This window comes from Janthinobacterium sp. 67 (genome assembly GCF_002797895.1).
In the GTDB taxonomy this organism is placed as follows: Bacteria; Pseudomonadota; Gammaproteobacteria; order Burkholderiales; family Burkholderiaceae_D; genus Janthinobacterium.
In genome coordinates this window covers 5,984,088-5,997,880 of record NZ_PGES01000001.1, presented here as the reverse complement: position 1 = coordinate 5,997,880, position 13,793 = coordinate 5,984,088, and the positions used below count along the sequence as shown (strand labels likewise).

Genomic DNA, 13,793 nt, shown 5'->3' with positions numbered 1-13,793 from the left:
CTAGAGGAAAGTCGCACCTTGCCGGTGCGGAACCGGCAAGGGAGCAACACGGACGATCAGCTCTTTGCCACTTTCCACGCGGCCGTGCCGGCCTTGCAGACCTTCAGCTTGAGGGTCTGTTCCTGGCCTTTGGCGCTCAAGCCCACCTGCACCTTGCGGCAGGTTTGCGCATCCGTCTTTTCCGTGTCGCTGGCCGTGATGTCGGCGGCGATGCGCACGGAATTGCGCAAGCCTTCATTGCTCCATTGCACGGTTTCGCCATCCTTCTTGTCATTGAGCACGTCGGTGACGGCCTTCACGAAGACGGGCTTGTCATTCTTGTTCAGATAAGCCATCGGCGTATCGGCCAGGAAACCCAGGCCGACGGCGGAGGCGGAAGCGCTGAAGACGACGCTGCCGAAGATCAGGGCGGACAGCAAGGTGGCGGGACGAATACGCATGAAAAACTCCTAGTAAAAGTAAAAATCGGAACCGCCGGAGCGGCCCTTAGCCGGGATCCGCCGGCGAAATACCCACGGCCAGCAAGGCATCGATGCTGGGCACGAAATAGATCGCCGACGACAGCGCCGTGGAAAAATCCAGCAGCCTGTCCGTCTTGGTGACGCCATCATAGCCTACGCCATACATTTGCCGCAGCATGCCCATGGTCACCGTGATGTCCTTGCAGAAACCGACGAACATGACGCCCGCCTCGCTCGCATTGGCGTAATTGGCATTGCGGCGCACGATGTCGGCTTCCTCGCCATCGCGGATGAACTGGTTGCGGCCCACGTGGGAATCGACGGGCAGCGGCGACAATTCATGGCTGCCGGCCTTGGTGCGGCCCCACACCTGCTCGGCCGCGTGCACGGGCAAGGCGCGCAGGCGCTCCACGTCCATGCGCCATTTCTGCAGCAGCACGGTGGAGCCGCCCGCGCCCGCCTCGCCGTCCGGAATGATGGCCACGCCATTGGCACGGAACGGATTCGGATTGGCGACGCCATCGGCAAAGCCGTCGAAGGTCACGTTATTGTGATACGGAAAACACACCTGCTCGCTGGCCAGTTCGGCGAAGGGACTCAGTAACGTGAGCGTCGTGCGCATGCTGTCGTACAGGGTGGCCGCGTTCGACTGCGTGATCCAGACCCAGAAATCGTGCTGGGTGGCCGGCGCCGTCTTGCCGTTGGCGCCCACCAGGTCTTGCGCGAACGATGCCATGTTGTCCGGCACGCAGCCGGGGCAAGCGGCGCGCCACAGCTCGGGCTTGAATCCCAGTACCACGTTGGCCGTGCCGCCCGTCAACTGATGGTGGCGGTTCAGGGTGGGGTCGAGGATGCCCGTGACTTCGGATTCCCACAGCTTGCCCAGCAACTTGAACAACTGCCGCAGGTCGACACCGGCCTTCACATTGAACTGCAAATGCACTTCGTCGCGCGCGACGACAGACAGCATGCTTTGTGGAATTGCCATGACCAATATTCCTTTTTATTTGCTAAGTAGATATTAAACCAGAACTGTCGAATGAAAGTTTCATTTCGACAATATGCGGTGACCGCAGCCGTACCGCCTTCATGAATTGGACGATAATGCAATGACGTAGAGCAAGAATCAAAGAATGGATACCATTGCATGAAACTGTATGAAAAGCTCGTCGGCGACATCGAGCAACTGGTGGCCAAGGGTGTGCTCCTGCCGGGCGAACGCATACCCTCCGTGCGCCAGACCAGCCAGCAGCACAAGCTGAGCATCACCACGGTGCTGCGCGCCTACGTCAAGCTGGAAAGCATGGGCGTGATCGAAAGCCGGCCCCAGTCCGGCTACTTCGTGCGCGCCCGCGCCGGCGATGCGCGGGCCACCGACCTGTGCATGCAGGCGTCGCAGCCCAGTACCGTGCCGGCGGAAGTGCACGTCAGCCGCCTGGTGCTGTCGACCTTGCGCTCGATCGGCTTGCACGACGCCATCCCGCTGGGCTCGCCTTACCCCGACCCGTCTCTGTTTCCCTGGGAACGCATCAACCAGTATGCGGGCGCCGTGGCGCGCCGCAACCGCGCGTGGAACGTGACGGACGACCTGCCGCCGGGCAACCCGCAACTGATCCGCGAAATCGCCCGCCGCTACATGGAAAACGGCCTGGCCGTCGATCCCGACGAAATCATCGTCACCGTGGGCGCCACGGAAGCGATCAACCTGTGCCTGCAAGCCGTGGCCAAGCCGGGTGACACCATCGCCGTCGAGTCGCCCACCTTCTATGCCATGCTGATGGCCGTCGAACGGCTGGGCATGAAGGTGGTGGAAGTATCCACCGATCCGTACGACGGCATCAGCATCGAAGCGCTGGCCGACATCATGGCCCGGCAACCGATCGCCGCCGTCATGGTGATGCCGAACTTCCAGAATCCGCTGGGCTTCCAGATGTCCGACCAGCGCAAGCGCGCCCTGGTCCAGTTGCTGGAGCAGCACGACGTACCCGCCATCGAAAACGGCGTCTACAACGAACTGTATTACGGCGACGCCCACCCGTCCTCGCTCAAATCCTGGGACCGCAAAGGCATGGTGCTGCACTGCTCCTCGTTTTCCAAGAGCCTCAGTTCCGCGCAGCGCGTGGGCTGGGCCCTGGCCGGACGCTACCGGGGCAGGGTCGAGGAACTCAAATTCCTCAACACCCTGGCCACGTCCTCGTTCCCGCAGCTGGCGATTGCCGAATATCTGCAAAACGATGGCTACGAACAGCATCTGCGCCGCACCCGCAAAGCCTATGCCCAGCAGGCGCGCATCATGGCCGCCGCCGTGCTGCGCTTCTTTCCTGCCGGGACGAAAATCTCGCACCCGCAGGGCGGCTACGTGCTGTGGGTGGAATTGCCCGGCGACATAGACTCCATGCAACTGTACCGGCGCGCGCTGGAATGCAAGATCACGGTGGGCCCGGGACGCATGTTTTCCGTCAGCCAGGCCTACAGGCATTGCATCCGCCTCAACTACAGCTATCCGTGGAGCGTGGGCGTGGAACAGGCCATCATCCTGCTCGGCAAACTCATCACCGAGTTTTTGTAGACTGTTCACCCGCCCACCAGCGACATGCGCACGGTGGGATACTGCTTGCGCCCGCCAAGCTGGGCCAGTGCGCCGCGCACTTCCGAGTAGCGGTCGCCACGGCGCTGCCAGTGCTGGCGCAGCGCGGTTTCCAACCCTTGCGCGGAGTCAAGCAGGGGCCGCAGGTCGAGGCCGTCCTGGGCGAACAAACAAGTAAACAGCTTGCCATCGGACGACACGCGCACCCGACTGCAGTCGCCGCAGAACGGCTGGGACACGCTGGAAATGAAGCCTACTTCGCCGCCGCCATCAAGATAGCGGTAACGGCTGGCCGTTTCATGCGACATGGGCTTGCCGTTCCCCAGCGACTCGAGGGGGAATTCGGCCGCGATCAGCGCGCGTGCCGCCTCGGACGTGACGATGTGCGTGCGCGACCAGGCGCCGATGCCGCCCACATCCATGAATTCGATCAGGCGCAAGTTCACGCCCGTATGGCGGAAGTGGCGCGCCAGCGGCACGATCTGGCTATCGTTGACGCCTTTCTGCACCACCATGTTGACCTTCACGGGGTTCAAGCCCACGGCTTGCGCTACCGCTATGCCGTGCAGCACTTTCTCGACGGGAAAGTCGACGCCATTCATGCGCTGGAAAATACCGTTGTCCAGGCTGTCGAGGCTGACGGTGACCCGGTCCAGGCCCGCATCCTTCAGCGAGCGCGCCTTGGCCGCCAGCAAGCTGCCATTCGTCGTCAACGCGATGCTTACGGCGCGCCCGTCCGGCGTGGTGAGCCGCGCCAGCGTCTCGATCAGCTGCTCGAGGTTCTTGCGCAGCAGCGGCTCGCCGCCCGTGATGCGGATTTTATCGACGCCGAGGCGCACGAAGGCGCGCGCCATGGTTTCAATCTGCTCGAAGGACAGGCGCTCGCTCGATGGCAGGAATGGATAGTCGCTCGGGTACAGCTCGGCCGGCATGCAATAGGTGCAGCGGAAGTTGCACTGGTCGATGACGGAAATGCGCAAGTCCGTCAGGGGGCGGCCCAGCATGTCCACGCATGGTTCACTCTCGTCTGGCTGCGGATACCTGATGGTGTTCATTGTGCTTCCCCTTGATGTGCATTCGTCTGGAAGTAGCATAGGACGAATGCAGGCACTCAGTGAGGTACAGTCCGGCGCCAGCCGATAGAGTACAGACGCACGCTAATCCGCTGCCGGCGGCGCGAACACGCTGGCGCACAGCTCGGCGCCCGCCGTACTCAGCGAAGCGCTGCCGCCGCCGCTCTCCGCCGTGGCAACTGTCACCAGTCCCGCGCTGGACAGCGCATTGAGCTGGCGCAGCAAGGTGCTCATCTGTATTCCCGCCCGCTTGGCCAGCTTGGCCAGCGACCACGGTTTTTCAGGCGCCTCCCGCCGCGCTTCCCACAGCAGCGCCAGCAGCGCGATCAGCGCCGCGTCGATTCCTTCTTCCTTGTCTTCCTTGTGCATGTTCTTTCTCCTTGCCCGCATCATAAATCACGGCCGGCGCCGGCGCGGCCGGCATCGTCGTCTTGCCATCTGTACTCTGTATTTTTGTCCGGAACTGTGCGCCTACGGGGCAAGCCGCCGCCCCTACCATGTGATTGTCCCATCGCACATCACCAGGAGAGTCATCATGAGCAAGCCAAAGTCCGACGCGCGCATCGCGCCCTACACCCATGCCGCGGCCGGCTGGGGTGCCCTCAAGTACGTGGCCATCAACCTGTTCAAGGAAAAAGTCAGCGCGGGCAATTACCGCTCGCTGTTCGAGCAAAACCAGCCCGACGGTTTCGACTGCCCGGGCTGCGCCTGGCCCGACCGCGAACACGCGTCGACGTTCGAGTTCTGTGAAAACGGTGTCAAGGCCGTGGCCGCCGAATCGACGAGCAAGCGCGTGCGTCCCGAGTTTTTCCAGGAGCACACGGTCACCGAATTGATGGAACAGTCGGACTATGATCTGGAGCAACATGGCCGTTTGACGGACCCCATGGTGTACGACGCCGCCAGCGACAAATACCAGGCCATTTCCTGGGACGATGCGTTCGCCCTCGTGGCGCACCACCTGCACGCGCTGGACGACCCGAACCAGGCCGCCTTCTACACGTCGGGCCGCGCCAGCAACGAAGCGGCCTTCCTGTACCAGCTGTTCGTGCGCGCCTACGGAACGAACAACTTCCCCGACTGTTCCAACCTGTGCCACGAAGCGACGAGCCGCGGCTTGCCGGAAACGGTGGGCATCGGCAAGGGCACGGTGCTGCTGGACGACTTCGAACATGCGGACACCCTGCTGCTGTTCGGCCAGAATCCCGCCACCAACCATCCGCGCATGCTGGGCGAATTGCGCGAAGCATCGCGCCGCGGCGCCACCATTGTTTCCATCAACCCATTGCACGAACGGGGCCTCGAGCGTTTTACGAGCCCGCAGCACCCGCTGGAAATGCTGACGGGCGGCAGCACGAACATCTGTTCGCTGTTCATCTGCCCCACCCTGGGCGGCGACTTCGCGCTGATCAAGGCCATGGCCAAGCGCGTCGTCGAGCTCGATGACGAGGCCATCGCCCACGGCCAGGAGCGCGTGCTCGACTGCGCCTTCATCGCCGAACACACGACGGGCTTCGACGCCTTCGCGGCCGACCTGCGCGCGGAAAACTGGGACTTGCTGCTGGCCGAATCGGGCGTGGCGCGCGACAAGATCGAGGAACTCACGCAGATCTACGTGAAGGGCAAGGCCGTCATCGCCACCTGGGGCATGGGCGTGACGCAGCACAAGAATTCGCTGGCCACCGTGCAAATCCTGTCGAACTTGATGATGATGCGCGGCAATATCGGCAAGCGCGGCGCGGGCCTGTGCCCCGTGCGCGGCCACTCGAACGTGCAGGGCGACCGCACCATGGGCATCGAGGAACAGCCGACCAAGGAATTCCTCGACCGCCTGGGCCTCGTCTTCAATTTCGAGCCGCCGCGCCACCACGGCTACGACGCCGTCGGCACCATCGCCGCCATGCTGGAAAAAAAGGTCAAGGTGTTTGTGGCGCTCGGTGGCAATTTCTCGATGGCCACGCCGGATACGCCGCGCACGTGGGACGCGCTGCGTTCGTGCGACCTGACCGTGCACATCTCCACCAAGCTCAACCGCAGCCACCTCGTGCACGGCAAGGATGCGCTGATCCTGCCCACCCTGGGCCGCACGGAAATCGACGTGCAGGAAGGCGTGGCGCAAGGCGTGACGGTGGAAGATTCGATGAGCATGGTGCATATCTCGTTCGGCATGAACCAGCCCGCTTCGCCCAACTTGCGTTCGGAAATCGCCATCGTGGCCGGCATGGCGCAGGCGACCATCGGTAGCGAAAAGATCGACTGGCTGCGCTATGCCGGCAACTATGCGCGGCTGCGCGATTCCATCGAACAAGTTTTTGAAGACTTTTTCGACTACAACTTGCGCGTGGCCAAACCGGGAGGTTTCCACCTAAAAATCGCCTCGCGTGAACGGGTATGGAAGACGGACAGCGGCAAGGCGCAATTCCTCGTCAACGCCATCGAACTGGACACGCCGATCCACCGTGCACGCCAGCAATATGGCGAGCGCCTGATGGTGCTGATGACGACGCGTTCGCACGACCAGTACAACACGACGATCTACGCCATGGACGACCGCTACCGCGGCGTGTTCGGCCAGCGCCGGGTCGTTTTCATCAACAAGGACGACCTGGCCATGCTGGGCTTTGCGGCCGGCGACTGGGTCGACCTGATCGGCGTGTGGCATGACGGCATCGAACGCCGCGCCGACCGCTTCCTGCTGGTCGAGTACGACATTCCGCGCGGCTGCATCGGCGCCTACTACCCGGAAACCAATCCGCTGGTGCCCCTCGACAGCGTGGGCGAAGGTTCGCGCACGCCGACCTTCAAATCCATCCCCGTGCTGCTGTCGCCTTCGGCCGCCCTCAGTTGATCAGGAGAACGCCATGTTCGGTTTCGATACCCTGGACCTGTCGCGCGCGCAATTTGCGATGACGGCCATCTTCCACATCCTGTGGCCCATATTGACGATCAGCCTGTCGCTGTTCCTGTTTGTTGTCGAGGCGCTGTGGCTGCGTACCAGCGACCCCGTCTACTACCGCCACGCGCGCTTCTGGAGCAAGCTGCTGGTGCTGAACTTTGCCGTCGGCGTCGTCAGCGGGATTCCCCTGGAATTCCAGTTCGGCACCAACTGGGCGCCGTTCTCGCACCATTCGGGGCAGTTCATCGGCAACATCCTCGGCTTCGAAGGCGCCATGGCCTTCATGCTGGAAGCGGGCTTCATCGGCGTCATGATGTTCGGCTGGGGCCGCGTACCGAAGGGCGTGCACCTGTTTGCCACCGGCATGGTGGCGCTCGGTTCCAGCATTTCCTCGTTCTGGATCATGGTCGCCAATTCCTGGATGCAGACGCCGGCCGGCGTGCGCGTGCTCGACGGCAAGATCATCGTCACCGATTACGTGGCCGCCATCTTCAATCCCGACATGGCCTGGGCCGTGGGCCACATGTGGGTGGCCGCCGTGGAAACGGGCTTGTTCGTCATCGCCGGCATTTCCGCCTGGTATATGTTCAAGCGCCGCGAACCGGCCTTCTTCGCCCGCTCGTTCAAGCTGGCGCTGATGTTGCTGCTGGTCATCGCGCCGTTGCAAGTCTGGCTCGGCGATTCGAGCGGCGTCGACGTCTTCAAGACCCAGCCCGCCAAGGGCGCGGCCATCGAAGGCCACTGGCACATGAACCGCGATGGCGAAGGCGCGGCCTGGTCCCTGCTGGCCTGGCCCAACCAGGCGGAGCAGAAGAATGACTGGTCCATCGAAGTGCCCGGCATGCTCAGCGTGATCGCCACGCATAGCGCCACGGGCAAGATCACGGGCCTGGCCGACATCGCCCGCGAAGACCAGCCGCCCATGCTGCCGCTGCTGTACTACGCGTTTCGCGCCATGGCCGGCATCGGCATGTGGTTCGTGCTGCTGTCGTTCTGGACCTTCGTGGCCTGGCGCAAGGTGGGCGGGCGGGTGCAGGAGTTCGTGCGCCAGCGCAAGCTGCTGCTGGCCTGGGTGCTGACGATACCGCTGCCCTACATCGCCGTCGAGTGCGGCTGGATCGTGCGCGAAGTGGGACGCCAGCCGTGGGTCGTGTACGGCTTGCTGCGCACGCGCGACGCCGTCTCCGACGTGGCCGCCCATGCCGTGGCCGGCAGCATGCTGATGTTCTGCGTGTTTTACATCGTGCTGTTCGTCACTTTCTTTGTGTTTGCCAAGAAATGGCTGCAACAAGGCCCGGACGTGGCGCTGCCGCTGCCGGACACCGCCCATGCCGCGGGGTATTGAAATGCGCCGCTACCAATCAAGGAGTTTGTAATGGATATCAATTCGCATGCCATGCTGGGCAATGCATGGTTCGGCCTGATCGGCCTGATGCTGATCTTTTACGTGGTCACGGACGGCTTCGACCTGGGCGTGGGCATCCTCAGCCTGTTTACCCGCCGCGAGCAGGAACGCAACCTGATCTTCCAGTCCATCGAGCACGTGTGGGACGCCAACGAAACCTGGCTGGTGGTGGTGGGCGGCGCCCTGTTCGGCGCCTTTCCCAGCGCCTATGCCACCTTGCTGGAACAGCTGTATATCCCCATCATGCTGCTGATCGCCAGCCTGATCATGCGCGGCGCCTCGATCGAGTTCCGCCATGCGGCCGGCAAGAAGCGCCTGTGGGACCTGGTCTTCGGCGTGGGCAGCCTGCTGGCCGCCGTGGCGCAAGGCGTGGTGCTGGGCGAGGTCATCACGGGCTTGCAGCCGGGATGGCTGAGCGGCATCTTCACGGCGTGCACGGCGCTGGGCGTGGTGGCCGGCTATTGCCTGCTGGGCAGCACTTATCTGATCAAGAAGACGGGCGGCCAGCTGGAAGCGGCGGCGCGCCGCTATGCGACGGCCAGCGTGCTGGCGACTGTCGCGGCCGCCATCGTGCTGTCGGCCGGCACCATGGTCTTCAGCGCCATCGGCCACGACCGCTGGGCGCAGCCGGGCGTGTTCGGCGTGCTGCTGGCCCTGGCAGCCATCGCCGCCAGCGCTTTTATTTATATCCTGTGGGCCGTCCATGTGAACGGCGTGCGCGGACCGTTCCGTGGCGCCATCGTGCTGTTCCTGGCCTCGTTCGCGGGCCTGGCCATCAGCTTCTTCCCCGACCTCGTGCCGGGCAAGCTGAGCATCGCGGCGGCCGCGTCGGATGAACCGACCCTGATCTTCATGCTCATCGGCATGGGTTCCATGCTGCCGATCATGATCGGCTACAACCTGTTCCAATACTACGTCTTCGAGGGCAAAGTCGTGCCCCGGAAACATTAACCGGCATCACGGCATGCGTCTTCCATCATGATCATTCGCCCCACCACCAACTGGTTCCGCATGCTGTTCGTCTGGGATGGCTCGGTGCTGCAAGCCATCATCCCGCAATTGCTGCTGATGCTGGTCGTCAGTTCGCTGGCCCTGCTGACGGATGGCCGTATCTTTGGCGTCAAGATTCCGCTCGATACGGCGCCGTTTCCCATGGTCGGCATCAGCCTGGCGATCTTCCTCGGCTTTCGCAACAACGCCAGCTATGCGCGCTTTGTCGAGGCGCGGCATATCTGGGGGCAATTGCTGATCGCCGCGCGCGCCCTGGCTTCGCAGGCGCTCACGTATCTGCCGCAGGAAACGAGCGGCCTGGACCGCGAGTTGCTGCTGCGCCGCCTGATCGCCTTCGTCTATGCGCTCAAGCACCAGCTGCGCCAGACGGATGCGCAGCAAGACCTGGCGCGCTACCTGCCGGCCGAGGAAGTTCAGCGTCTGCAGGGCATCGCCTTCAAGCCCGTCGCCGTGCTCCATTCCGTGCGCGCCATGCTGCACGACGCCGTGCAGCGCCAGCCGGGCCAGACGCAGCTGCTGTGGATGCTCGACACGCAGCTCAACGACCTGGCCGCCACCGTGGCCGGCTGCGAGCGCATCAAGAACACGCCGATACCGTATCCGTACGGCGTGCTGGTGCACCGCACCGTCTATATGTACTGTTTCTTGCTGCCGCTGGGCCTGGTGGACGCCATCGGCGTGGCCACGCCCCTCATTTCCGTCTTTGTTGCCTACACCCTGTTTGCGCTGGAAGCCATCGCGCAGCAGATCGCCGAACCGTTCGGCCTGGCGCCCAACTGCCTGGCCCTGAACGCCATGACGCGGGAAACGGAACGCTCACTGCTGGAATTGAATGGCGACCCGCTGCCGCCCTCGATCCGGCCCTGCCCGCGCTATCAAATCAATTAACGGGAGAACAGCATGGACTTTGATACCACTACCACCGAACGCGACGGTTTCCTGGAAGTTCCCATGGTGCGCCATCAGGCCGGCGTGGCCACGGCGGGCCACGACATGGTGGCCGAGGAGTATCCCGTGGCCCTCGTCTACAACGGCATCGCCCACGCCGTGATGATGGCCACGCCGCGCGACCTCGAGGAATTCGCCGTCGGCTTTACCTTGACGGAAGGCATCGTCGGCAGCGTGCGCGACATCTACGACCTCGACGTATGCTGCGGCGAGGATAGCGCGGAAGTACGGCTGACCATCGCGCAGCCGGATTTGATCAAGCTCAAGGCCCGCCGCCGCGCGCTGACGGGGCGCACGGGCTGCGGCGTGTGCGGCATCGAAAGCCTGGCCCTGCTGGACCTGGTGCCGGAAAAGATCACGCGTCCCCTGCCGCCGCTGATCGCCAGCAGCGCCATCCTCGGGCGCGCCGCGCGCGAGCTGCTGCCCTGGCAGGAACTGATGCACAAGACGGGCGGCGTGCACGCGGCCGCCTGGTGCACGGCCGAGGGCGCCATCGTGAAAGTGTTCGAGGATGTGGGCCGGCATAACGGCCTGGATAAACTGATCGGCTACCTGGCGCTGCACCGCATCGCCATGCATGACGGTTTCGTCTTCCTGTCCAGCCGCGCCAGCTATGAACTGGTACGCAAGTCGGCGCGCATGCATATCGGGCTCGTCGCCACCATCTCGGCGCCCACTTCGCTGGCCATCCGCATCGCGCGCCAGGCCGGCATGCAGCTGGCCAGCTTTTGCCGCCGCGACGGTTTTGTCGATTACACGGCACAGGCGAGTTGCCTGGATCCTGCACAAAAGCGCGGCCCTGCCGCATAATGCGGGCATGTTCAAACTGACTTTTCTCGGCACGTCTTCCGGCGTGCCCACGCGCCACCGCAACGTCACGTCGCTGGCCCTGCAAACCACGCACAACCGCGACTGGTGGATGATCGATTGCGGCGAAGCGACGCAGCACCGGCTGCAGCGCATCCCCCTGTCCGTGCACGACCTGGTCGGCATCTGCATCACCCACGTGCATGGCGACCACAGCTATGGGCTGCCGGGCTTGCTGGCCAGCGCCTCGATGACGGGACGCAAGAAGCCCTTGCTGCTGATCGCCCCGGCCGCCATCAAGGCCTGGATCGATGCGACCCTGCTGCACACGGAACTGTTCCTGACGTACCCGCTGATCCACATCGACGTGGACAGCGCGCCAGTCGTGCATGACGAGGCAGGCTTGACCATCGAGCGCCACGCGCTGTCGCACCGCGCACCCAGCGTCGCTTACCGTTTTGCGCTGGAAACGCGCCGATGGAAGCTGGACAAGCCAGCCCTGCTGGCGGCCGGCGTGCCACCCGGCCCCGCCTGGGGACTGTTGCAGGCGGGCCAGGACGCGATCCTGGACGATGGCACGGTACTAGCGGCCGGTGCCTTCCGCCAGACGGAAACGCAGCGCGCCACGGTCGTGATCGGCGGCGACAACGACACGCCATCGCTGCTGGCGGACGCCTGCATCGGCACGCAATTGCTCGTGCATGAAGCCACCTACACGGAAGCGATGCTGCAGAAAGTGGGCCCCGGCCCCACGCACAGCTCCGTGCAGCGCGTGGCGCAGTTCGCCGAAGCGGTGCGCCTGCCGAACCTGATCCTCACCCACTTCAGCGCCCGCTATCACAATGCGGACGGCATGGCCGAACTGGAAGCGGAAGCGCGGCGGCATTACTCGGGCGAACTATTCCTGGCACGCGATTTCGACAGCTATGAACTCGATGCGGCCGGCGAGCTGATCAAACTGCCGTTAAAACCGAATTAACGACGCCTGACAAAACCGTAGCGAGCGGAAGGAAGTTGTGGTCGAGAAGCGCAACTGTACGAAGGTACAGTGAGCATCGCAGACCGCAAATTACGACGCGCAGTAGGTTTTGTCAGGTGTTATTTTAGTGGGGATTGACGCCGTATTGCGCCGCATACTCGGCCGCCAGCGCACGCGCCGCCTGCTGCTGTGAGGGCGTGAGGATTTCCAGCAACTGGTCGCGGTTCTTGATCGATTGCGTGCTGCCCGCCTCGGCCGGCATGGCGATCCACGCGTAGGCCTGCACGTAATCGAGCTCCACGCCCTGCCCTTGCGCGTACAGCAAGCCGTATTCATTCTGCGCCGACAGGGAACCGGCTTCGGCCGCCTGTTTGTACCAGAACGCCGCCTCGGCATAGTCTTGCGGTACGCCATCGCCCTTGCGGTAGGCCTGCGCCAGGTTGAATTGCGACTGGCCATCGCCCGCCTCGGCCGCCTTGCGCCCATAGGCGAGCGCTTGCGCGATGTCTTGCGCGACACCGTCGCCGCTCGCATACATCAGGGCCAGATTGGCCAGCGACGGCGGAAAACCCGATTGCGCGGCGGCCGTGAACAATTCCACCGCCTTCGGCAAATTTTGCTCGACGCCATGGCCCTGGTAATACAGGCTGGCCAATAAATGCTGGCCGGCGGGATCGCCAGTGCGCGCCGCCGCGTCGAATTGCCTGAACGCCTCGGCATGATTATGATCGTTATACGCGACGATGCCCGCTTCATTCAACGATTCGGGAGACGATGTCATGAGAATTCCTTATTCGGGGATTTTTTTCATTGTACACAGCACGGTTCCACACAGAATGCACGATAGGAATGGTGTGGCGCATTGCCCAAATCATGCGTTATGATCGTTCCCCGCCTGATGCAATCGGCGCATTGTGCCCAATACCCGCCCAAGAATATCGCCATGAAATTGACCGCGTTGTCTTTATCGCTGCTTTTATCCCTGATTTCCACCTCGGCTTATGGCGGCACCTTGCACCTGGAAAAAGCGGTGACAGGCAAAGTGCGGCAAGCGGCCGATATCCGTTATGCGAATCACGATGAAAAACAGACTTACCAGCTGAAAATCGGCAAGCAGTGGCTCAATGGCAGTTGCAGCAGCAGCGGCACAGGCAATTTGCACGCGCTGCTGGTCGACATGAATTTCGACGGCCATGCCGACCTGTGGGTGACTGGCTACACGGATAGCCAGGGACGCATCCGCTGTTCCGACGTGTGGCTGTGGGACGCATCGGCGAAAAAATACAGCTTCAACAAGCCATTATCAGTCATTCCGAATCTGGATATCCGCATCGCCGGTCAAGGTATCGAAGGCGGCATCCCCAATTGCGGCTGCGCGGCGCAATGTTTTTATGAAGACAGCTATACCTGGCGGGCCGACAAATTAATCGCCACCGCCCGGCGCGAACAGGATTGCGAGCGCTATCGGGAATATCGCTTGAATGAAAAAAACGATTTGATCATCGTCAGGGATGAAATCATCGATAACGGCAATCCCGGCCAGCAGGCCATCGAAAAGACAAATGTTGTTGACTGGCAGCGCCAGGCGCAAACCATGCGCAAATCCTGGGAATGATCTTATCCACT

The 13,793-nt window shown here is 62.9% G+C and carries 13 protein-coding genes; 8 read left to right on the top strand and 5 right to left on the bottom strand.

Translation table 11 applies throughout. The features are described 5' to 3' along the window. Positions 1-56: 56 nt before the first annotated feature. The gene (locus CLU90_RS26965) at positions 57-440 is read right to left on the bottom strand and encodes a hypothetical protein (protein ID WP_100429275.1); all 384 of its coding nucleotides are present in this window, start codon (positions 438-440) and stop codon (positions 57-59) included. A gap of 46 nt (positions 441-486) precedes the next feature. After that, complete coding sequence (locus CLU90_RS26960; protein ID WP_100429274.1) at positions 487-1,449, bottom strand: Dyp-type peroxidase; 963 nt, start codon at positions 1,447-1,449, stop codon at positions 487-489. A gap of 159 nt (positions 1,450-1,608) precedes the next feature. On the opposite strand from CLU90_RS26960, the gene CLU90_RS26955 reads away from it, so the two are divergent. Further along, positions 1,609-3,030 (top strand): aminotransferase-like domain-containing protein, encoded by a 1,422-nt coding sequence (locus CLU90_RS26955; protein WP_100429273.1) that lies wholly within the window; start codon positions 1,609-1,611, stop codon positions 3,028-3,030. A gap of 5 nt (positions 3,031-3,035) precedes the next feature. Here CLU90_RS26955 and moaA read toward each other — a convergent pair whose 3' ends face one another. Both moaA and CLU90_RS26945 read right to left on the bottom strand, forming a co-directional pair. Further along, positions 3,036-4,103, bottom strand: a complete 1,068-nt coding sequence (moaA, locus tag CLU90_RS26950) for a GTP 3',8-cyclase MoaA (protein WP_100429272.1) — start codon at positions 4,101-4,103, stop codon at positions 3,036-3,038. Between the two features lie 102 nt (positions 4,104-4,205). Further along, the gene (locus CLU90_RS26945; RefSeq protein ID WP_100429271.1) at positions 4,206-4,490 is read right to left on the bottom strand and encodes a helix-turn-helix domain-containing protein; all 285 of its coding nucleotides are present in this window, start codon (positions 4,488-4,490) and stop codon (positions 4,206-4,208) included. A 166-nt stretch (positions 4,491-4,656) separates the two neighbouring features. Here CLU90_RS26945 and CLU90_RS26940 point away from each other — a divergent pair, with 166 nt between their 5' ends. The 6 genes from CLU90_RS26940 to CLU90_RS26915 are packed head-to-tail and all read left to right on the top strand — an operon-like array spanning position 4,657 to position 12,167. After that, positions 4,657-6,969 (top strand): FdhF/YdeP family oxidoreductase, encoded by a 2,313-nt coding sequence (locus CLU90_RS26940; protein WP_100429270.1) that lies wholly within the window; start codon positions 4,657-4,659, stop codon positions 6,967-6,969. Between the two features lie 13 nt (positions 6,970-6,982). Then, on the top strand, positions 6,983-8,362 hold the full coding sequence (locus CLU90_RS26935; RefSeq protein ID WP_100429269.1) for a cytochrome ubiquinol oxidase subunit I: 1,380 nt from the start codon (positions 6,983-6,985) through the stop codon (positions 8,360-8,362). Positions 8,363-8,392: 30 nt separating this feature from the next. Next, complete coding sequence (locus CLU90_RS26930) at positions 8,393-9,373, top strand: cytochrome d ubiquinol oxidase subunit II (protein WP_100429268.1); 981 nt, start codon at positions 8,393-8,395, stop codon at positions 9,371-9,373. Between the two features lie 27 nt (positions 9,374-9,400). After that, positions 9,401-10,321: a bestrophin family protein gene (locus CLU90_RS26925; protein ID WP_100429267.1), complete on the top strand. Its 921-nt coding sequence runs from the start codon at positions 9,401-9,403 to the stop codon at positions 10,319-10,321. 12 nt (positions 10,322-10,333) lie between these two features. After that, positions 10,334-11,191, top strand: a complete 858-nt coding sequence (gene fdhD / locus CLU90_RS26920; protein ID WP_100429266.1) for a formate dehydrogenase accessory sulfurtransferase FdhD — start codon at positions 10,334-10,336, stop codon at positions 11,189-11,191. A 7-nt stretch (positions 11,192-11,198) separates the two neighbouring features. Then, positions 11,199-12,167 (top strand): ribonuclease Z, encoded by a 969-nt coding sequence (locus CLU90_RS26915; RefSeq protein ID WP_100429265.1) that lies wholly within the window; start codon positions 11,199-11,201, stop codon positions 12,165-12,167. A gap of 124 nt (positions 12,168-12,291) precedes the next feature. On the opposite strand, the gene CLU90_RS26910 is transcribed toward CLU90_RS26915, so the two are convergent. Then, complete coding sequence (locus CLU90_RS26910) at positions 12,292-12,948, bottom strand: tetratricopeptide repeat protein (protein ID WP_100429264.1); 657 nt, start codon at positions 12,946-12,948, stop codon at positions 12,292-12,294. 162 nt (positions 12,949-13,110) lie between these two features. Between CLU90_RS26910 and CLU90_RS26905 the strand changes: the two genes are divergently transcribed. Next, positions 13,111-13,782: an XAC2610-related protein gene (locus CLU90_RS26905; protein WP_157808908.1), complete on the top strand. Its 672-nt coding sequence runs from the start codon at positions 13,111-13,113 to the stop codon at positions 13,780-13,782. Positions 13,783-13,793 lie beyond the last annotated feature (11 nt).